At 71.5% G+C, this 19,149-nt stretch carries 19 protein-coding genes; 11 read left to right on the top strand and 8 right to left on the bottom strand.

Features of this window, described 5'->3' with window-relative positions:
• Positions 1 to 114: 114 nt before the first annotated feature.
• From dacB to folE, 6 genes are all read left to right on the top strand, one after another.
• On the top strand, positions 115 to 1,557 hold the full coding sequence (dacB, locus tag AB0F82_RS13880; protein ID WP_362626775.1) for a D-alanyl-D-alanine carboxypeptidase/D-alanyl-D-alanine endopeptidase: 1,443 nt from the start codon (positions 115 to 117) through the stop codon (positions 1,555 to 1,557).
• Between the two features lie 38 nt (positions 1,558 to 1,595).
• Entirely contained in the window at positions 1,596 to 2,747 is a 1,152-nt protein-coding gene (locus AB0F82_RS13875) for a zinc-dependent metalloprotease (protein ID WP_362626772.1), read from the top strand.
• A gap of 309 nt (positions 2,748 to 3,056) precedes the next feature.
• On the top strand, positions 3,057 to 4,127 hold the full coding sequence (tilS, locus tag AB0F82_RS13870; protein WP_362626769.1) for a tRNA lysidine(34) synthetase TilS: 1,071 nt from the start codon (positions 3,057 to 3,059) through the stop codon (positions 4,125 to 4,127).
• A gap of 65 nt (positions 4,128 to 4,192) precedes the next feature.
• On the top strand, positions 4,193 to 4,753 hold the full coding sequence (hpt, locus tag AB0F82_RS13865) for a hypoxanthine phosphoribosyltransferase (protein ID WP_030228417.1): 561 nt from the start codon (positions 4,193 to 4,195) through the stop codon (positions 4,751 to 4,753).
• A 203-nt stretch (positions 4,754 to 4,956) separates the two neighbouring features.
• Positions 4,957 to 6,984, top strand: coding sequence for an ATP-dependent zinc metalloprotease FtsH (gene ftsH / locus AB0F82_RS13860; RefSeq protein WP_362626766.1), 2,028 nt, complete (start codon positions 4,957 to 4,959; stop codon positions 6,982 to 6,984).
• Positions 6,985 to 7,090: 106 nt separating this feature from the next.
• Positions 7,091 to 7,699, top strand: a complete 609-nt coding sequence (gene folE / locus AB0F82_RS13855) for a GTP cyclohydrolase I FolE (RefSeq protein ID WP_356810193.1) — start codon at positions 7,091 to 7,093, stop codon at positions 7,697 to 7,699.
• A 189-nt stretch (positions 7,700 to 7,888) separates the two neighbouring features.
• Here the strand turns inward: folE and AB0F82_RS13850 are convergent, their stop codons facing one another.
• The 6 genes from AB0F82_RS13850 to AB0F82_RS13825 form a co-directional block, all read right to left on the bottom strand.
• Positions 7,889 to 8,380 carry a DUF3180 domain-containing protein gene (locus tag AB0F82_RS13850; protein WP_362626763.1) on the bottom strand — a complete coding sequence of 164 codons (492 nt, stop codon included), beginning with the start codon at positions 8,378 to 8,380 and terminating at the stop codon, positions 7,889 to 7,891.
• Positions 8,381 to 8,429: 49 nt separating this feature from the next.
• The gene (folK, locus tag AB0F82_RS13845) at positions 8,430 to 9,038 is read right to left on the bottom strand and encodes a 2-amino-4-hydroxy-6-hydroxymethyldihydropteridine diphosphokinase (protein ID WP_356810191.1); all 609 of its coding nucleotides are present in this window, start codon (positions 9,036 to 9,038) and stop codon (positions 8,430 to 8,432) included.
• Complete coding sequence (gene folB / locus AB0F82_RS13840) at positions 9,035 to 9,394, bottom strand: dihydroneopterin aldolase (protein WP_362626759.1); 360 nt, start codon at positions 9,392 to 9,394, stop codon at positions 9,035 to 9,037. Before folB ends, folK begins: the two co-directional genes overlap by 4 nt.
• 131 nt (positions 9,395 to 9,525) lie before the next feature.
• On the bottom strand, positions 9,526 to 9,969 hold the full coding sequence (locus AB0F82_RS13835; RefSeq protein ID WP_362626756.1) for a nuclear transport factor 2 family protein: 444 nt from the start codon (positions 9,967 to 9,969) through the stop codon (positions 9,526 to 9,528).
• A 25-nt stretch (positions 9,970 to 9,994) separates the two neighbouring features.
• On the bottom strand, positions 9,995 to 10,867 hold the full coding sequence (gene folP, locus AB0F82_RS13830; RefSeq protein WP_356810189.1) for a dihydropteroate synthase: 873 nt from the start codon (positions 10,865 to 10,867) through the stop codon (positions 9,995 to 9,997).
• A 275-nt stretch (positions 10,868 to 11,142) separates the two neighbouring features.
• A complete protein-coding gene (locus tag AB0F82_RS13825) occupies positions 11,143 to 12,993 on the bottom strand; it encodes a phosphatidylglycerol lysyltransferase domain-containing protein (RefSeq protein ID WP_362626753.1) in 1,851 nt (616 codons plus the stop codon).
• Between the two features lie 152 nt (positions 12,994 to 13,145).
• Here AB0F82_RS13825 and AB0F82_RS13820 point away from each other — a divergent pair, with 152 nt between their 5' ends.
• Positions 13,146 to 14,255: an alpha/beta hydrolase gene (locus AB0F82_RS13820; protein ID WP_356810187.1), complete on the top strand. Its 1,110-nt coding sequence runs from the start codon at positions 13,146 to 13,148 to the stop codon at positions 14,253 to 14,255.
• Positions 14,256 to 14,310: 55 nt separating this feature from the next.
• Here the strand turns inward: AB0F82_RS13820 and AB0F82_RS13815 are convergent, their stop codons facing one another.
• A complete protein-coding gene (locus AB0F82_RS13815) occupies positions 14,311 to 15,279 on the bottom strand; it encodes an ABC transporter ATP-binding protein (protein WP_356810186.1) in 969 nt (322 codons plus the stop codon).
• 149 nt (positions 15,280 to 15,428) lie between these two features.
• Between AB0F82_RS13815 and AB0F82_RS13810 the strand changes: the two genes are divergently transcribed.
• The 4 genes from AB0F82_RS13810 (at position 15,429) to AB0F82_RS13795 (ending at position 18,917) form a co-directional block, all read left to right on the top strand.
• Positions 15,429 to 16,127, top strand: coding sequence for an ABC transporter permease (locus tag AB0F82_RS13810; protein WP_356810185.1), 699 nt, complete (start codon positions 15,429 to 15,431; stop codon positions 16,125 to 16,127).
• Between the two features lie 4 nt (positions 16,128 to 16,131).
• Positions 16,132 to 16,800, top strand: a complete 669-nt coding sequence (locus AB0F82_RS13805) for an ABC transporter permease (RefSeq protein ID WP_356810184.1) — start codon at positions 16,132 to 16,134, stop codon at positions 16,798 to 16,800.
• A gap of 43 nt (positions 16,801 to 16,843) precedes the next feature.
• The gene (locus AB0F82_RS13800; RefSeq protein WP_362626748.1) at positions 16,844 to 17,821 is read left to right on the top strand and encodes an ABC transporter substrate-binding protein; all 978 of its coding nucleotides are present in this window, start codon (positions 16,844 to 16,846) and stop codon (positions 17,819 to 17,821) included.
• 97 nt (positions 17,822 to 17,918) lie between these two features.
• On the top strand, positions 17,919 to 18,917 hold the full coding sequence (locus AB0F82_RS13795; RefSeq protein WP_362626745.1) for a hypothetical protein: 999 nt from the start codon (positions 17,919 to 17,921) through the stop codon (positions 18,915 to 18,917).
• 15 nt (positions 18,918 to 18,932) lie between these two features.
• Here AB0F82_RS13795 and AB0F82_RS13790 read toward each other — a convergent pair whose 3' ends face one another.
• Positions 18,933 to 19,148 carry a hypothetical protein gene (locus tag AB0F82_RS13790; RefSeq protein ID WP_030656464.1) on the bottom strand — a complete coding sequence of 72 codons (216 nt, stop codon included), beginning with the start codon at positions 19,146 to 19,148 and terminating at the stop codon, positions 18,933 to 18,935.
• Position 19,149 lies beyond the last annotated feature (1 nt).

Below are 19,149 nucleotides of genomic sequence, written 5' to 3'. Positions count from 1 at the left end.
AACTGCGTGCGCGTCCGGCCCAGCCCTGTCGGGTGGGGTGCCATGCTCGCGGCAAGACGCAGTGGTTAAGTGTCCCTCACGCATATGTGTGATCGCGAAAGGGGCTGGTCCGAGGTGCCATTGGTCAAGACGTGGCAGCTCACCGCGGGTGCGGCCGTCGCCGGCCTCGCCCTGTCGGTGGCAGCGGTGGCCGCCGCCGGTCCGTGGGACTCCGGCCAGCGTAAGGCCGAGCGGGACGCAGCCGCCTCCTGGGGCCTTACGGGTGGCGCAGATCACGGTGGAGCGGCCGGCTCCGGGCCCCTCCCGCAGGCCGCGCCCAGCGCCCCGGGTGTACTGGGAGCCGTCGGCCCCGGCGTACCGCGGGGGCAGGCCGCCGCGGCCGGACCCGCGGACGGGCTCGCCGCCCGGCTGCGGCCGCTGCTGGCCGACCCGGCGCTCGGCACCGTCCGTACCGCCTCCGTCGTGGACACCGCCACAGGACAGGTGCTCTTCGAGTCCGGCGCGCGCGAGGCGATGACCCCCGCCTCCACCGTCAAGATCGCCACCGCGGCGGCCGCGCTGGCCGCGCTCGGGCCCGAGCACCGGATCAGGACCACCGTCGTGCCCGGCACCACCTCCGGACAGATCGTCCTGGTCGGCGGCGGCGACCCCTCCCTCACCGCGAAGAAGAAGAGCCCCGCCGGATCCGGCGGCAGCCTCGTCGCCCTGGCCGCGGACGCCGCCCAGGCACTCAAGGCCGCCGGCACCGACACCGTCACCCTCGGGTACGACGACAGCCTCTACACCGGCCCCGTCCGGCACCCGATCGGCGTCAACCCCAACATCGCCCCCGTGACCGCCCTGGCGGCCGACGAGGGCCGCCCCGACGACTCCACGTCCGGGCCCGTGGACCGCACCGACGACCCCGCCAGGGCCGCCGCCCGCGCCTTCCGCACCCTCCTGGCGGAACGCGGCATCAAGGTCGGCGCGGAACCGGTTCGGGCCAAGGCCGCCGCCGGCGCCCAGCCGCTGGCCGTCACCCAGTCCACCCCGGTGGCCGGGCTCGTCGAACGGATGCTGACCAACAGCGACAACGACATCGCCGAGGCCCTCGCCCGCCAGACCGCCCTCGCCTCCGGACAGCCCGCCGGCTTCGAGGGCGCCGAGAAGGCCGTCACCGCCCGGCTCGCCGGCCTCGGCGTCGACGTGAGCGGCTCCCGCTTCGCCGACGGCAGCGGCCTGAACCGCGCCGACAAGGTCAGCGCCGGCCTGCTGACCGGCCTGCTCGCCAAGGCTGCCGACCCCCACCACCCCGAGCTGCGGCCCGTCCTCACCGGGCTCCCCGTCGCCGGCTTCACCGGCACCCTGCGCGCCCGCAACGCCGGCACCTCACCGGCCGCCGGGCTGGTCCGCGCCAAGACCGGCACCCTCACCGGAGTGAACTCCCTGGCCGGCACCGTCGTCGATTCCACGGGCAGGCTCCTCGCCTTCGCCTTCCTCACGGCGAACAGCCCCGGCCCCGAGGGCGCCGAGAAGGGCCTCGACAAGCTGGCCGCGGCCGTCGCGGCCGCTCCGTAGGGGGTCCGCAGGAGGGCTCGCCCACGTACGGTTGACGCATGACGAGCATCAGTGGTGCGGAGATGGTCGACTGGAACCTCGCGGTGGCGACCGCGACCCGGCTGGTGCGACCCGGCCCGGAGGTGACCCGGGACGAGGCGCGGGCCGTCGTCGCCGAACTGCGCGGGCACGCCAGGACCTCGGAACGGCACGTGCGCGAGTTCACCCGGATGATCCCCGACGGCGCCGCCGTCCCCGACACCCCCGTCCTGGTCGTCGACCGGGCCGGCTGGGTCAAGGCCAACGTCGCCGGCTTCCGGGAGCTGCTCACGCCGCTCCTCGGCAAGATGCAGGAGCGCCGCGCCGGCGCCCCCGGCGGAGCCGTACTCGGCGCGGTCGGCGGCAAGGTCACCGGCGTCGAGCTGGGCATGCTGCTGAGCTTCCTGGCCTCCAGGGTCCTGGGACAGTACGAGACCTTCGCGCCCGTCTCCCGCGACCTGCCGGCCTCCGCCTCGGGCGGCCGGCTGCTGCTCGTCGCCCCGAACATCGTCCACGTGGAGCGCGAGCTGGAGGTGGCCCCGCACGACTTCCGGCTGTGGGTCTGCCTGCACGAGGAGACGCACCGTACCCAGTTCACGGCCGTCCCGTGGCTGCGCGCCCACCTCGAAGGCGAAATCCAGACGTTTCTGGGTGCCACAGAAATCGACCCGATGACGGTCCTGGAGCGCATCCGGGAGGCCGCCCAGTCCTTCGCCGGCGCCCGCCCGGACGCCGAGCACGGGGACGAGGGCCGCTCCCTCGTCGAACTCGTGCAGACCCCCGAGCAGCGCGAGATCCTCGCCCGCCTCACCGCCGTCATGTCCCTGCTGGAGGGGCACGCCGACTTCGTCATGGACGGCGTCGGCCCCCAGGTGGTGCCCTCGGTCGCCGAGATCCGCGAGAAGTTCCAGCAGCGCCGCGCCAGCGGGGCGGGCCGCCTCGACGCCGCCCTGCGCAAACTGCTCGGCCTCGACGCGAAGCTGCGCCAGTACCGCGACGGCGAGCGCTTCGTGCGCGCCGTCGTGGGCCAGGTCGGCATGGAGGGCTTCAACCGGATCTGGACCTCGCCGAACACGCTGCCCACCAAGGCGGAGATCGACCGGCCCGCGGACTGGGTGGCCCGGGTCCACGGCAAGGGGAGCGAGGGGGGCGGAGAGGACCGGCAGGGGTGATTTCGGGGAACGGGCCCGCCCCGCACCGCCGGGGCGGCCCCACGGCGCCCCGCCGCTTCCCTCCCGTTCACCCGCGCCACACGTGACGGAGAGGCCTAAACATGTCCCCCTGGGGGAAGCAGCATCACCCGTCCGAGGGACCGTGAGCCGTATAAGGGCGTGCGATGCTCGGGGAACGGCTCGGTTCTGTCACCATCGACGCACTCTGAGTGACAACCTCCCGTTCCGCGGGGGCAGCCGGGCAAGCACCTCCCAGCACACCACCCCGAAGCCTCCGAGGCATCCGAACTCCATCGAAGGGCACCGGACATGGGTCCCCATCCTGCGGTCGCGGCGATACGCCTGGCGGTCCGCCGCGTACTCCACGACGTCCTCACCGAGCTCACCGACCGCCCCCGGACCCCGTCCGGAGCCGTCCCCTGCGCCGACCCTCGCACCGGCGCGGGCACCGCGCCACTCGTGCTCGTCGCCTGCTCCGGCGGCGCCGACTCCATGGCCCTCGCCTCGGCCCTCGCCTTCGAGGCCCCCAAACTCGGCATCCGGGCCGGCGGCATCACCGTCGACCACGGACTGCAGGACGGCTCCGACCAGCGCGCCGCCGAGGTGGTCACCCGCATGACCGCACTCGGCCTCGACCCGGTGGAGTCCGTCGCCGTGCGCGTCGGCCGTGGCGGCGGTCCCGAGGCCGCCGCCCGCGACGCCCGCTACGGCGCCCTGGACGAGGCCGCCGACCGCCTCGGCGCCGCCGCCGTGCTGCTCGGCCACACCCGGGACGATCAAGCGGAAACCGTCCTGCTGGGCCTTGCCCGCGGATCCGGCATCCGCTCGCTCTCCGGCATGCCGGAAGTCTCCCAGGGCCCCGGCGGCCCCGGCCGCAGCCACCGCTACCGCCGCCCCTTCCTCCAGGTCGACCGGCAGACCGCCCGCAAGGCGTGCATGGTCCAGTCCCTGGCCGTCTGGGACGACCCGCACAACTTGGACCCGGCCTACACCCGCTCCCGCCTGCGCCACGAGGGACTGCCCGCCCTGGAGAAGGCGCTCGGGAAGGGCGTCGTCGAGGCCCTCGCCCGCACCGCCCAGCTCTCCCGTGACGACGCCGACGCCCTGGACGCCTGGGCCGCCGAGGCGGAGGGCGGCGTACGCGACGAGGACGGCCGCCTGGAGTGCGCCAAGCTGTACGCCCTGCCCCCGGCCGTCCGCCGCCGGGTGCTGCGCAGGGCCGTCGTCGCCGCGGGCTCTCCCGCGGGCTCCCTCTTCGCCCGCCACATCGAGGAAGTCGACCGCCTCATCACCGGATGGCGCGGCCAGGGCGCCATCAACCTGCCCGGCCGGGTGGAGGCCCAGCGGCAGGGTGGCAGACTTGTCATCCGGCAGGGCTGATTGGTGCTGAAACACGGCTGAGTCCTCCGGGGGCCACCCCGGAGCCCCGGCCGACAACGAAAGTGATGCGGGTGGACGAGAAGGACATGGGCAGCGACCTCCAGTCGGTGCTCATCACCAAGGAAGAGATCGACGCGAAGCTGGCCGAGCTGGCCGCGAAGATCGACGCGGAGTACGCGGGCAAGGACCTGCTCATCGTCGGCGTGCTCAAGGGCGCCGTCATGGTGATGGCGGACCTGGCACGCGCCTTGTCCACCCCGCTCACCATGGACTGGATGGCGGTGTCCTCGTACGGCGCCGGGACCCAGTCCTCCGGTGTGGTGCGGATCCTCAAGGACCTGGACACCGACATCAAGGACAAGCACGTCCTGATCGTCGAGGACATCATCGACTCCGGTCTGACGCTGTCCTGGCTGCTGTCGAACCTCGGCTCCCGCCAGCCGGCCTCCCTGGAGGTCGTCACGCTGCTGCGCAAGCCCGAGGCCGCGAAGGTCGCGATCGACGTGAAGTGGGTCGGCTTCGACATCCCCAACGAGTTCGTCGTGGGCTACGGCCTCGACTACGCGGAGAAGTACCGCAACCTGCCGTTCGTCGGCACGCTCGCCCCGCACGTCTACGGCGGCTGACCCCGCCCCGCCCCCGGGAATCCGCGGCGCCGCCGGGGAACCTGGGGGCGATTCCCGCCGTTGGAGCAGGGGAAGGCGGGTCTGTCAGCCGTCCCACGGGCCGCGGGTGACAATTCAGGGGTACATTCCGAAGAACAGTCTTTACTCACACAGCAGCATTTACCTACGGGCAGGAGGGACGGGGCGCCTGGCGCCCCGTATGGATGGACGTGAAGCGATACTTCCGTGGGCCGGTCATGTGGATCGTGCTGGCCGTCCTCGCCGTGGTCGTGTTGATGAATGTCGTCGGCTCCGGCGGCGGCTACAAGTCGGTGGACACCAGCGAGGTCATCAAGGCGATCAACACTGGCCAGGTGGAGACAGCCAAGCTGACCACCGGCGACAGCCAGATGATCAAGGTTGAGCTCAAGCAGGGCGAGAAGCTCGGCAAGCACGACGGCACCAAGTTCCAGGCCAACTACATCGGGGATCAGGGCGTCCAGCTCGCCCAGAGCCTCCAGACCAAGTACGACGCCGGTCAGATCCCGGACGGATACTCCGTCACGCCGGACAAGACCAGCCCGTTCCTGAGCGTGCTGCTCTCGCTCCTGCCCTTCGTCCTCATCGTCGTCGTCTTCCTGTTCCTGATGAACCAGATGCAGGGCGGCGGCTCCCGAGTCATGAACTTCGGGAAGTCCAAGGCCAAGCTCATCACCAAGGACACCCCGAAGACGACGTTCGCCGACGTCGCGGGCTCGGACGAGGCCGTCGAGGAACTCCACGAGATCAAGGAGTTCCTCCAGGAGCCGGCGAAGTTCCAGGCCGTCGGCGCCAAGATCCCCAAGGGCGTGCTGCTCTACGGCCCGCCCGGCACCGGAAAGACCCTGCTCGCGCGCGCCGTCGCGGGCGAGGCCGGTGTTCCCTTCTACTCGATCTCCGGTTCCGACTTCGTCGAGATGTTCGTCGGTGTCGGTGCCTCGCGTGTCCGCGACCTGTTCGAGCAGGCCAAGGCCAACGCGCCGGCGATCGTCTTCGTCGACGAGATCGACGCCGTCGGCCGGCACCGCGGTGCGGGCCTCGGCGGCGGCCACGACGAGCGCGAGCAGACCCTCAACCAGCTGCTCGTCGAGATGGACGGCTTCGACGTGAAGGGCGGCGTCATCCTGATCGCCGCCACGAACCGCCCCGACATCCTCGACCCGGCGCTGCTGCGCCCGGGCCGCTTCGACCGGCAGATCGCGGTCGACCGCCCGGACATGCAGGGCCGTCTGGAGATCCTCAAGGTCCACCAGAAGGGCAAGCCGGTCGCCCCGGACGTCGACCTGGGCGCCGTCGCCCGCCGCACGCCCGGCTTCACCGGTGCCGATCTCTCCAACGTCCTGAACGAGGCCGCGCTCCTCACGGCCCGCTCGGACAAGAAGCTGATCGACAACCACTCGCTGGACGAGGCGATCGACCGCGTCGTGGCGGGCCCGCAGAAGCGGACCCGGATCATGTCGGACCGGGAGAAGAAGATCACCGCGTACCACGAGGGCGGACACGCCCTGGTCGCGGCGGCTTCCCCGAACTCCGACCCGGTCCACAAGATCACGATTCTGTCCCGCGGCCGGGCCCTGGGTTACACCATGGTCCTGCCCGACGAGGACAAGTACTCGACCACGCGCAACGAGATGCTCGACCAGCTTGCGTACATGCTGGGCGGGCGCGCGGCCGAGGAGCTGGTCTTCCACGACCCGACCACGGGCGCGGCGAACGACATCGAGAAGGCGACCGCCACGGCGCGGGCCATGGTCACGCAGTACGGCATGACCGAGCGTCTGGGTGCGATCAAGTTCGGCGGCGACAACACCGAGCCGTTCCTGGGGCGCGAGATGGCGCACCCGCGGGACTACTCGGAAGAGGTCGCGGCGCTGGTCGACGAAGAGGTCAAGAAGCTCATCGAGACCGCGCACAACGAGGCCTGGGAGATCCTCGTCGAGAACCGTGACGTCCTCGACAACCTGGTCCTCGCGCTGCTGGAGAAGGAGACGCTGGGCAAGCAGGAGATCGCCGAGATCTTCTCGACCATCGTCAAGCGTCCGGCGCGCCCCGCGTGGACCGGTTCCGCCCGCCGCACCCCCTCCACCCGCCCGCCGGTGCTCTCCCCCAAGGAGCTGCAGCTGACGAACGCGGCGAACGGCACGTCGGCCTCCGTCGCGCCGGTCTCCACGGAGAAGGGCATCGAGGTGGCTCCGGAGGACCGCCCGGAGTAAGGGCAGGTCGACCCACCCGGAATGGAAGCCGCGCCCCCCAGGTTCTAGCCTGGGGGGCGCGGCACATTTGTACGACCGCGTGTGTGCGGACAGGAACGAGGAAGAAATGACCGACCCAGTGACCTTGACCGGTGACGAGGGCACGATCGGCGAGTTCGACGAGAAGCGCGCCGAGGCGGCGATCCGAGAGCTCCTGTTCGCGGTCGGCGAGGACCCGGACCGAGAGGGCCTCCTGGAGACCCCGGCGCGCGTGGCGCGCGCCTACCGGGAGATATTCGCCGGCCTGTACCAGAAGCCGGAGGAGGTCCTGACGACGACGTTCGACCTCGGTCACGACGAGATGGTCCTCGTGAAGGACATCGAGGTCATGAGCTCGTGTGAGCATCATCTGGTCCCGTTCCACGGTGTCGCGCACGTCGGCTACATCCCGTCCACCGACGGCAAGATCACTGGCCTGTCGAAGCTGGCCCGCCTCGTGGACGTGTACGCCCGCCGCCCCCAGGTGCAAGAGCGCCTGACCACGCAGATCGCGGACTCCCTGATGGAGATCCTGGACCCGCGCGGGGTCATCGTGGTCATCGAGTGCGAGCACATGTGCATGACCATGCGCGGGGTCCGCAAGCCCGGCGCGAAGACCATCACCTCGGCCGTCCGCGGCCAGCTCCGCGACCCCGCCACGCGCGCCGAAGCCATGTCCCTGATCATGGCCCGCTAGCCGGATCGCCGGATCCGCCCGACCACGTCCTCGATCAGAGCATTGAGCTGATCAGGGGCGGGACGGGCGGGCTGCCGAGCAAGCAGATCGTGAACGGGTCTCGCCGGTGCCGCCCAGGCGAGACCCCCCGCGGGGGGCGACACCGACTTCCTGGTGCGCGGGCACCTCGTCCGGGCACCCAGCCGGCGGTCACGCCCGAGCGGCCGGGGGCTCCGGGGCGGGGTCCTCGTCCTCGGGGAGTTTCAGGACGCGCTCCAGGAAGAGGGCTGCGGCGATGACCGCGATGCCCGCCAGGACCGAGAAGCCGGCGTACCAGGCCTGGTCGCGGCGGGCGGCGACGTCGAGGGAGTCGGTCAGCAGGAAGACGCCCACGCCGCCGTACATGCCCGCCACCAGCGCGGCCACCAGGGCGCTGGCCTGCCCGAAGACCACCGCGCGGGCCGCCATCAGCGGCTCCACGCCCTTGGCGCCCGGCCGGCGTTCCCGCTGGGCCTTCAGCCGGGCCTTCAACGACAGCGCCGTGTCCAGCAGCACCACCGCGATGGCCCCCAGGACGATCGGCGCGGCCAGCGGAACGCCCGGCAGGGTGCCGTACGCGTTCCACAGCCGGGCGCCGGCCCAGGACAGGACCCCGGCGACCACGAAGATGCCTGCCAGGATCCCCGGCCTCAGTTGCTTCACTTGCCCGTTCCCCACTTTCAGCGAGTAGCCGTGAACAGGCTACTAACGACTACTCGGGGAGGTGGAGTTCCAAGTCGGGGCGCGGCGTGACGCCGCTCAGACCGATTCCGGCCAGGAGGGCGGACACCGGACCGCGGCCCGGGAGCTGGGCCTCCGGGTCGATGTCGTGCCAGGGGGCCAGCACGAAGGCACGCTGGTGGGCGCGCGGGTGCGGGAGGGTGAGGACCGGGTCGTCGCAGACGCGGTCGGCGTACGCGATGATGTCGACGTCGATCGTGCGGGGGCCCCAGCGCTCCTCGCGGACGCGGTCGAACGCCTCCTCGATGGCGTGCCCGCGCTCCAGCAGGGAGGACGGGGGCAGGGTGGTCTTCACCGCGATGACCGCGTTGAGGTACGAGGGCTGGGAGCCGGGCTCGACGCCCCACGGCTCGGTCTCGTAGACGGGGGAGACGGCCTTGACCCGCAGGCCGGGGGTGTCGCCGAGGGCGTCGATGGCGCCCTGGAGGGTCTCCAGGCGGTTGCCGAGGTTCGCGCCGAGCGCGATGACGGCCCATTTGGGGTTGGACAGGGTCACGTCCGCCGCGTCGACCGCCTCGACGACGGAGGCGGGTACCGGCTGGACGGTGGGGTCGCTCTGAGCGTTCAGTCCGTTGTTCACGCGCGGCTCCGGGTGATCGTGATGGTCACGTCGTCGAAGGGGACGGTGATGGGCGCGTCCGGCTTGTGGACGACGACCTCCACCTGCGCCACCGCTTCGTGCTTCAGGCACTGCTGGGCGATCCGCTCGGCCAGGGTCTCGATCAGGTCGACGGGCTCGCCCTGGACCACGTCGACGACCTCCTCGGCGACCACCCCGTAGTGCACGGTCTTCGTCAGGTCGTCCCCGGCCGCCGCGGGGCGGGTGTCCAGGTGCAGCACGAGGTCGACGATGAAGGTTTGGCCTTCCTCGCGTTCCCGGGGGAAGACGCCGTGGTGCCCGCGAGCCTTGAGGCCGCGCAGCGCGACACGATCCACGCGAATCACTCCTGCTTTCGTAGGTGCTTCCGGCCTCGGGGCTCCCCGCGGCCATGGGCTTGCGCCGAGTGCGGTCGGCGTCGTCCGACTTCGAATTTACCTGCGAAACAGTCCGGCCCCCGCCGTAGGGGTCAGGAGGCGTCGTCCTCGTCGTCCTCGTCGGACTCCGTGAGCACGGGAGAACCGTGGTGGGACCACAGGCGCCATCCCTCGGATGTGCGTCGGAACACATTCGTGGCGACGACCAGCTGGCCGACGAGCGGGCCGAGCTCCCCGCCGTCCTCGGCGGGGCCGCCGCTGAGGATGTTCTCCGTGCAGGTCACCAGTGCCGTGTCGCCTATGACGGCCACCTTGGTGTCGGTCAGGAAGAACTGGATGTACTCGGTGTGGGACATGATCAGCGCGTACGAGCGCAGTACCTCCCCGCGGCCGGAGAGCACCGGCCAGCCGGGGTGCACGCAGGAGATCTCGTCCTCCAGCCAGAGCGCCGACAGAGCGTCGAAGTCCCCCCGCTCCATTGCCTCGTAGAAGGCCGTGTTGACCTCTTCGACCGCTTCGATGTCGGTTCTGCTCACTGGGCTCCTTGTCGGTCGTTGAGGATCACAGAGCCCCTTCCACGGCGCGGGCCACCCGAACCGCGTCTGCCGTCGCCCGTACCTCGTGGACCCGTACGGCCCAGGCGCCCTGGTGGGCGGCGATCGCGGAGACGGCGGCCGTGGCGGCGTCCCGTTCGCGGGCCGGCGGCGGGGTGGCGTCCGTCCCGCCGGCCAGGACCCGGCCGAGGAAACGCTTCCGCGAGGCGGCGACCAGCAGCGGGAAGCCGAGGGCGCGCAGGTCCCCCATGTGTGCGACCAGCGCCAGGTCGTGCTCGGCGTTCTTGGCGAAGCCGAGGCCGGGGTCGACCAGGAGCCGCTCGGGGGCGATGCCGCCGGCGACGACCGCGTCGATCCGGGCCCGCAGCTCGGAGGTGACCTCGGCCACGACGTCGTCGTAGACGGCGAGGCTGTTCATGCCGGCGCTGAAACCGCGCCAGTGCATCACCACGAAGGGCACCTCGGCCGCGGCGACGGCCGGGACCATGCCGGGGTCGGCGAGACCGCCGCTGACGTCGTTGACCAGGGCGGCGCCGGCGTCGACGGCCCGGGCGGCGACGGCGGCGCGCATCGTGTCGACGGAGACGGTGACGCCCTCGGACGCCAGACCGCGCACGACGGGGACGACCCGGCGCAGCTCCTCGTCCTCGTCGACGCGGGAGGCGCCGGGGCGGGTGGACTCGCCGCCGACGTCGACGAGGTCGGCGCCCTGGGCGACGAGGTCGAGGCCGCGCTTGACGGCGGCGGTGGTGTCGAACCAGCGGCCGCCGTCGGAGAAGGAGTCAGGGGTCACGTTGACGACGCCCATGACCGCGCAGCGGTCCCATTCCGGCAGACCTGCGACCCGGCCCCTGCCGGTGGCTCCGCGCTTGGTGTTCATGGCTCCAGGGTAGGGCTGCCCCGCCCGCCCCACCCCGGGGCACTGCCCCCGGCCCAGTCCGGGCACTGCCCAGGCCCAGTCCGGGCACTGCCCAGGCCCAGTCCGGGCACTGCCCAGGCCCAGTCCGGGGACTGCCGCCGGCCCGCCCCGGCACTGCCCCGGCCCTCCCCGGGCGCCGCCGCCCGGGACGGCTCGCGGCCGGGGCCGGGCACGGCGAAGGCCCGGACAGGGAACCTGCCGGGCCTTCGGGTGTCGCGTCGCGGGGCGGTCGGGGGCTACGCGGCCTGGACCTCGCGCTCGGGCTGCTTCGCGACGGGCGCCATCAGGTTGTGCGAGCAGGTACGGACCGGCTTGGGACGGCGGCGGCTCGCGAAGAGCCGCGGCAGGGCCAGCGTGACGAAGCCCTCGGCCTGCATCGCGGCGAAGCCGATGCGGGGCAGGTCGCGGGTGGTGCGGAAGACCACGAAGCGCGGCTCCCAGCGCGGGCGGAACTTCGCGTTGAACTTGTACAGCGACTCGATCTGGAACCAGCGGGAGAGGAAGACCAGCAGGCTGCGCCACATCCGCAGCACGGGCCCGGCGCCGATCTTCTCGCCGCGGGCAAGCGCCGAGCGGAACATCGCGAAGTTCAGCGAGACCCGCTCGATGCCCAGCGAGGGGGCGGCCTCCAGGGAGGCGACGATCAGCAGCTCGTTCATGCCCGGGTCGGCGCCGCGGTCACGGCGCATCAGCTCCAGCGACATGCCGTCCTTGCCCCACGGCACGAAGTGCTGGATGGCCTTCAGGTCGCCGAAGGGGCTGGTGTCGCCCTCTTCCACGCGGTGCGCGGTGGCGATGAAGCAGTCGCCGTCGCCCGGGTCGCCGACCCGGCCCAGCGCCATCGAGAAGCCGCGCTCGGTATCGGTGCCGCGCCAGGCCTCGGCGGCGCCGCGGACCTGCTCCAGCTCCTCCTCGGTGAGTTCGCTGACCCGGCGGACCTTGGTGGTGTAGCCGTTGCGCTCGATGCGCTTCACCATCTGGCGGACATTGCGCATGGCGCGGCCCGAGAGGGAGAAGTCTTTGACATCGACAATCGCCTCGTCACCCAGCTCCAGGGCGTCCAGGCCGGTCTCGCGGGTCCAGACCTCGCCACCGGTCTCGCTGCAGCCCATCACGGCCGGGGTCCAGGAGTGGGCCTTGGCCTCCTCCATGAACCGCTCGATAGCGCCCGGCCACGCCTCGACGTCGCCGATGGGGTCGCCCGAGGCGAGCATCACGCCGGAGACGACGCGGTAGGTGACGGCGGCCTTGCCGCTGGGGGAGAAGACGACGGCCTTGTCGCGGCGGAGCGCGAAGTGGCCGAGGGAGTCGCGGCCGCCGTGCTTGGCGAGCAGCTCGCGCAGCTTGCCCTCGTCGTCGACGGTGAGCCGGGCGGCCGGGTGCTCGGGGCGGAAGGCCAGGTAGATGGTGGTGAGGGCGGTCAGCATGCCGAGCGCGCCGAGGGAGTAGCCGACGGTCCAGGACACCCGGCCTGCGTAGTCGACGGGGCCCTCGAAGCCGAAGAGGCCGTAGACGACGTGTGTGATCTGCTCGTACAGGCCGGGGTTGCCGACGACCTTGCCCGGGTGGACGTTGACGATGACCAGTCCGAGGCCGATGGAGCCGGCACTCATCAGGACGAAGTTCGCGAGGGCCTTCCAGCGGCTGCGCGGGTCCGGCAGCGCCTTGAACTCACCATGGTGGCGCAGGAGGAGCGCGAGGAGCACCGCCGCGATGACCACGCCGATGACCGAGTGGCGGTAGGTGAACTGCGCCGCCGCGCCCGCGGGCAGCAGGACGACGGCGGCCCGCCAGGCGCGCCGCTTGTGCCGCTTGAGGCCGTGGGCGAGCAGCAGGAGCAACACGCCCGCGCTGATGGAGAGGGCGGCCGCGAACGGGCCGAGGGAGCCCGGCAGCACCTCGGTGACCGCGTGGATCCGGCTGTGCCGGAAACGCGGGAAGACGCCCGCCGCGATGTCCAGAAGGCCGACGATCATGACGGCCGTACCTACCAGGCCGGGCACCGACTCCGGCTGTGGGCCTCGGAGGATTCGGCGGACCCTGCTCGGAACCTGTCCCGACTTATCGCCATCTATCCTGCTAGACATCGCTTCCCGTTGCTCCGCGAGAGATCATGTGGCCGAAGGCCGCGACAGCCTCCGGTGTGTGGTGCGTCCCTTAGGACGACATCGACGGACAGCGGGTTCACTCTTCCGTCGGAAATTTCCAGTCCTGCCATCAGAAAGTCGACTGACTGCTCATGGGTCTCACCAGTAATACGGTCCTGGCGCTGGCCGTCCTCGCCGGTGTGCTGCTGTTCGCGGCCACCATCTGGTTCTGGCCGAAGCTCTCGGGCCGCACCTGGCGTGCGTTCGCCGGCCGTATCGGGCTCCTGCTGGCGACCCAGCTGGCGCTGTTCTCGGCGGTGGGTCTCGCGGCCAACAAGTCGTTCCTCTTCTACGGTTCCTGGGCCGACCTGTTCGGCCGGGAGACGTCGATGGGCAAGGTCGTCGACCACTCGATGAGCAGCAAGGACATCAAGGTCGTCGACAAGCAGAAGCTGGACGTCCCCGGTGGTGCCAAGCCCCAGGTGGGCGGTCAGATCCTGAAGGTTGCCATATCGGGGCAGAAGTCGAAGATAACGAGCCCCGGCTACGTGTGGCTCCCGCCGGAGTACTTCCAGCCGCAGCACAAGGACGAGAACTTCCCCGCGTCCATCGTCCTGACGGGCTACCCGGGCACCGCCGAGAACCTGATCAAAGGGCTCGACTACCCGATGAAGGCCTTCAGCCTGTCCAAGGCGGGCAAGATGAAGCCGATGATCCTGGTCATGCTGCGCCCGACCGTGGCGCCGCCGCGCGACACCGAGTGCGTCGACATACCCGGCGGCCCGCAGACCGAGACCTTCTTCGGGGTGGACCTCCCGCAGGCCATCCAGGACACCTTCCGGGTCGGCAAGAAGCCCGAGAACATGGGCTTCATCGGCAATTCCACGGGTGGTTACTGCGCCCTGAAGATCGCCGCGCACTACCCGCAGACCTTCGGTGCCGCCGCCGGGCTGTCCGCGTACTACGACGCTCCTGACGACCCGACGACCGGTGACCTCTTCCACGGGGACGAGAAGCTGAAGAAGCGCGCGGACATCCTGCACGTCATGGAGCACAAGAAGCCGGCCGGTACGTCCTTCCTCGTCACCAGCAGCGAGAAGGGCGAGCCGAACCTCGCGGACACCAAGAAGTTCATCAAGAAGGTGCAGGGACCGGACCGGGTCTCCTCCATCATCCTCGACAGCGGTGGCCACAACTTCAACACGTGGCGCCGTGAGATCCCGCCGATGCTGATGTGGATGAGCGGCCGCATCCAGGCCTGACGGCCGGGCGGTACGGCAGCGGGGAAGGGGCCCGACCCTGAGGTCGGGCCCCTTCTCATGCCTCCTGCAACTCGGCCCGGCGCAGCGCCCGGTGGATGTCCTGGGGGGTGAGTACGCCGGCCAGCTCGCCGGTGTCCGGGTCCGTGACGGCGATCCGCCCCGAGTCCTCCTGGAGCAGTGCGGCGAGCGCCTCGCGCAGCGTCGCGCCCAGCCGGACCGACACCGGCGGCGCCGTTGCCGTCCCGTCCGGCGGCGTCAGGTCGGCGGCCCCGACCGTGGTGACGGCGAGTCGCTTGAGCCCCCGGTCGGCGCCGACGAAGGAGGCCACGTACGGGGTGGCGGGCGCGCCGAGCACCGCCGCCGGGCGGGCGAACTGCTCGATGCTGCCCGTTCCGTAGACGGCGATGCGGTCGCCGAGCCGGATGGCCTCCTCCAGGTCGTGGGTGACCAGCAGGATCGTCTTGCGCACGGTCTTCTGCAGGGTCAGGAACTCGTTCTGGAGCCGCTCGCGGACCACCGGGTCCACCGCGCCGAAGGGTTCGTCCATCAGCAGCACCGGCGGGTCGGCGGCGAGCGCGCGGGCCACGCCGACGCGCTGGCGCTGCCCGCCCGACAGCTGCTCCGGGTACCGGCCGCCGTACACCGACGGGTCCAGCCCCACCAGTTCGAGCAGCTCGGCCGCCCGGGCGCGGGCCGCCGCCTTGGGGGTGCCGATCAGCTGTGGCACGGTCGCGGTGTTCTCCAGCACGGTCTTGTGCGGGAAGAGCCCGACCTGCTGGATGACGTACCCGATCCGGCGGCGCAGTTCGACCGGGTCGGCGGCCGCGATGTCCTCGCCGCCCAGCAGGATCCGGCCGGACGTCGGGTCGATGAGCCGGTTGACCATCTTCATGGTGGTCGTCTTGCCGCAGCCGGACGGTCCGACCAGCGTGACCAGCTCTCCTTCCGCCACCTCGAAGGACAGGTCCTCGACGGCCGTCGTCCCGTCGGGGTAGCGCTTGGTCACATGCTCGAATCGGATCACGGACCCATCTTTCCCCACGGGCGTCGTCCGAATGTGAAGGGCGTGTTGCCCTCTGCGAAAGATTCCGGCCATCGGGACCGGCGGGGGTTAGGGTCGTCCAAGGGCGGTCGATCGAGCATACGTACGTTTCATGACGGGGGGTGAGGTGCATGCCGGCGCAGAACTGCCTGGTGGCGAACGACTGGATCTGCTGGGACTACGTCACCTCCCGTTCTCAGGAACTCACCGACGCCACCGTCGAACACGTGTGGATCACCGGTGCGTCCGTCCTGATCGGCCTGGTCGTGTCCGTGCCGCTGGCCCTGCTGGCCCGCCGCGGCCGGCGCTGGTCGGCGCCCGTGCTCACCTTCACCACCCTGCTCTACACCGTTCCCTCGCTGGCCATGTTCTCCCTGCTGCTGCCCGTCTTCGGGCTGTCGGCGGCGCTGGTCGTGACCGGCCTGGTGCTCTACTCGCTGACCATCCTGGTCCGCAACGCGATGGCCGGCCTGGAAGCCGTCCCCGAGGAGGTCCGGGAGGCCGCGCGCGGCATGGGCTACGGCCCCGGGCGGCTGCTGTGGCAGGTGGAACTGCCGCTGGCGCTGCCCGCGCTGCTCGCGGGCGTACGGATCGCCACGGTCTCGACGATCGCGCTGACCACGGTCGGCTCCATCGTCGGCAAGGGCGGCCTCGGCAACCTCATCGCCCCCGCGGTGAACAGCTCCTTCAAGGCGCAGGTGCTCACCGCATCGGTGCTGTGCGTCCTGCTCGCGCTCGTCGCGGACCTGCTGCTGCTCGGCCTGCAGCGGCTGCTCACGCCGTGGACCCGGGCCGGCGCCCGCCCGGCCGCCCCCGCGAAGGGGGCCTGACGGCATGGGCGTGGCGGCAGGGGCCTGGGACTGGCTCGCGGACGGCGCCAACTGGTCCGGGGAGAGCGGCGTCTGGCACCGGCTCGGCGAGCACGCCTACGTCAGCGGGCTCGCGCTGGCGATCGCCTGTGCGGTCGCGCTGCCGGTCGGCCTGTACCTCGGCCACCTCGGCCGGGGCGGCACCCTCGCGGTGAACGTCTCCAACGTCGGACGGGCGGTCCCGGTCTTCGCGGTGCTGGCGCTCTTCATGGTCTCCCCGCTGCGCAACGCGGGACATCTGCCGACCGTCGCCGCCCTCGTGCTGTTCGCCGTCCCGCCCTTGCTGACGAACGCGTACGTCGGCATGCGCGAGGTGGACCGCTCGGTCGTGGAGGCCGCCCGCGGGATGGGCATGTCCGGCGGGCAGCTCTTCTGGCGGGTGGAACTGCCGCTCGCGCGCGGCCTGGTGATGACCGGTCTGCGCTCGGGCGCCGTGCAGGTCATCGCCACGGCCACGATCGCCGCCATGGTCGGCCAGGGCGGCCTGGGCCGGATCATCACCGCCGGTTTCAACACCTACAACACCCCGCAGGTCGTCGCCGGAGCCCTGCTCGTGGCCGCCCTGGCCCTGCTGGTGGAGGGTGTGCTGGTGGCGGCGGACCGGCTGCTGCGCCGGGCCGGCGCCCACCGCTGATTTTCGTTCCCCTTCCTTCTCTTCCCTCGAACGGAGCAACTCCATGACCAAGACCACGCGCGTCCTCGGCGCGTCCCTGGGCGCGCTGGCCCTGACGGTGTCGCTGGCCGCGTGCGGCGGTGACAGCCTGGAGAAGAGCAAGGACGGCGGCTCCTCCGCCCCGGCCGCCGACGGCAAGGGCAGCCTGGTGATCGGCGCGGCCGGGTTCACCGAGTCCAACGTGCTGGCGGAGCTGTACGCGCAGGTCCTGAAGGACGCGGGCTACAGCACCTCCGTCAAGACGGTCAACAACCGGGAGCTGTACGAGCCGTCGCTGGAGAAGGGCGAGATCGACCTCGTCCCGGAGTACGCCGCCACGCTCGCGGAGTTCCTCAACGCCAAGGTGAACGGGCCGAAGGCGCCCGAGGAGAAGCCGGTCGCCTCCAGCGACGTCGCGGCGACGGTGGCGGGCCTGGAGAAGCTCGCGGCCCCGCTCGGACTGAAGGTGCTGCCGGCGGGCGCCGCGGTCGACCAGAACGCATTCGCGGTGACCAGGGAATTCGCCGAGAAGAACAACCTCAAGACGCTTTCCGATCTTGGAAAGTCGGGGCTGAAGGTGAAGATCGCGGCCGGTGACGAATGCGCCGTCCGACCCTTCTGCGGCCCGGGGCTGGCGAAGACATACGGAATTCAGGTTTCCGGTGTCGACCCGAAGGGCGTCGGCACCCCGCAGGCCAAGCAGGCCGTCAAGGACGGCGTCGACCAGCTGGTGCTCACCACGACCACGGACGCCACCCTCGACAGCTTCGGCCTGGTCCTGCTGGAGGACGACAAGAAGCTCCAGAACGCGGACAACGTCCTCCCGGTGGTCAACGCCAAGGACGCCGGAGCACCCGAGGTCGCGGCCGCCCTCGACAAGCTGACCAAGGTCCTCACGACCGCCGATCTGGTCGACCTGAACCGGAAGGTGGACGCCGAGCGCGCCAAGCCCGCCGACGTCGCCAAGGGCTACCTGGAGTCGAAGGGCCTTCTGAAGAAGTAGTGCCTACGGGTTGGTGGAGGAATGTGGGGTAACCGCCCGGGAACAGATTGCCGGGTGGGTATCCCACATGACCTCTACTCCCTGTAAATTTCAGGCCATGCCCCGAGGACGCCACCGCAATCCCGAACCGCTGCACCGGCTGCTCACTCCGTCGGCCGTCGCCGCCGTCTCCGTCGCCAGCGCCGGATCGGCCTGGCTGCTGGCCGGCCCCGAAGACGCGACGGCGCTGAGGCTGCTCGTGGCCCTCGCCGCGGCCGCCGGGATCGCCGGCGCCGTCATGATGCGCTCCTGGGACCGCGCCGCGGGCCGCCGGGTCGCGGAACTGGCCCGTGAGCGGGTCAAGGACGAGTGGCGGACCGACGAGCGGATAGCCGAGCTGGAGTCCGACCTCGAAGAGGCCCGGATGCTGCGGGCCAGGCTCGACGCCAAGCTGCGCGCCAAGCGCGTCGAACTGGCGGGTCTGCGGGGCGAGCACGCGGCCCTGCTGCGCCGGTACGCGACGGCCGAGACCGAGCGCGCCAGCGCCCTGGAGAAGCGCCGTCTGCTGGCCATCGAGGCCTCCGCCGCCCCGGCGCCGAAGGACACCAAGCAGCTCCCGGCCGTCACCGAGGAGCGCACCTCGGCGGGTGCGCCCACCTCCGTCGGCTACGCCCGGGCCCATGCGGCCGTGGCCGCGCTGGCCCGCAAGGCGCAGGAGCGGGCCCTGCCCAGGGCGCGGGCCGTGGGCGAGCTGCCCACGGCGCCGCCGGCCGCCGCCGGCTCCGTCCCGGCCCGCCGCCCGGCGGCCGCCGTGGCCCCGTACGCGGCCCAGCGGCGTACGGCCTCCCGCGTCGAGGGCGGCTTCGACTTCTTCGGCACCAAGAACTCGGCGCAGGCACGCGCGGCGATCGAGGCGGTCCAGAACGAGGACCTGGCCGACGTGGTGGGTGCCGAGGCCCTCGCCGTCCACAAGGCGGAGTCCGCCCAGGAGACGGCCGAGCCGGAGTTGAAGCCGCCGACCGAGGAGACCCGCGCGGTGGGTCAGGTCATCGACCTGACGGCCCACGACGAGACCGAGCCGATCGACGTGGTCCGCCTGCGCACCGCGATCTCGTAGGGGCCTGGGGCCTTCTCAAAAGAGCGGCAGCTGCCCGGGGAATTCGGGCAGGACGAAGCCGTCCAGCGTCGGAGCGGCGGCGCCGAGCACCACCCGGGCCCGGGAGCCGGGGCAGGACACCAGGTCCGCGCGGTCCCGCGGGGCGGGAGGGTCGTGGCGGGCGATACGGCCCGCGGTGACGGCGCAGTCGCGGCCGCAGACGGGGCAGGCCCGGCGGGGGGAGTGGGACATG

The sequence above is a fragment of the Streptomyces virginiae genome (assembly GCF_040638905.1).
GTDB classification, from domain to species: Bacteria; Actinomycetota; Actinomycetes; order Streptomycetales; family Streptomycetaceae; genus Streptomyces; species Streptomyces virginiae_B.
Note: the sequence above shows the minus strand (reverse complement) of the source record. Positions and strands in the feature narration are given on the sequence as shown.

Coding starts and splice junctions, on each gene's coding strand:
- folP (WP_356810189.1), bottom strand. CDS start 10,867: ATGAACACCAAGCGCGGAGCCACCGGCAGGGGCCGGGTCGCAGGTCTG.
- AB0F82_RS13810 (WP_356810185.1), top strand. CDS start 15,429: ATGCCGGCGCAGAACTGCCTGGTGGCGAACGACTGGATCTGCTGGGAC.
- AB0F82_RS13875 (WP_362626772.1), top strand. CDS start 1,596: ATGACGAGCATCAGTGGTGCGGAGATGGTCGACTGGAACCTCGCGGTG.
- AB0F82_RS13825 (WP_362626753.1), bottom strand. CDS start 12,993: ATGTCTAGCAGGATAGATGGCGATAAGTCGGGACAGGTTCCGAGCAGG.
- hpt (WP_030228417.1), top strand. CDS start 4,193: ATGCGGGTGGACGAGAAGGACATGGGCAGCGACCTCCAGTCGGTGCTC.
- folE (WP_356810193.1), top strand. CDS start 7,091: ATGACCGACCCAGTGACCTTGACCGGTGACGAGGGCACGATCGGCGAG.
- AB0F82_RS13820 (WP_356810187.1), top strand. CDS start 13,146: ATGGGTCTCACCAGTAATACGGTCCTGGCGCTGGCCGTCCTCGCCGGT.
- AB0F82_RS13790 (WP_030656464.1), bottom strand. CDS start 19,148: ATGTCCCACTCCCCCCGCCGGGCCTGCCCCGTCTGCGGCCGCGACTGC.
- tilS (WP_362626769.1), top strand. CDS start 3,057: ATGGGTCCCCATCCTGCGGTCGCGGCGATACGCCTGGCGGTCCGCCGC.
- AB0F82_RS13805 (WP_356810184.1), top strand. CDS start 16,132: ATGGGCGTGGCGGCAGGGGCCTGGGACTGGCTCGCGGACGGCGCCAAC.
- ftsH (WP_362626766.1), top strand. CDS start 4,957: ATGGACGTGAAGCGATACTTCCGTGGGCCGGTCATGTGGATCGTGCTG.
- AB0F82_RS13795 (WP_362626745.1), top strand. CDS start 17,919: ATGCCCCGAGGACGCCACCGCAATCCCGAACCGCTGCACCGGCTGCTC.
- AB0F82_RS13800 (WP_362626748.1), top strand. CDS start 16,844: ATGACCAAGACCACGCGCGTCCTCGGCGCGTCCCTGGGCGCGCTGGCC.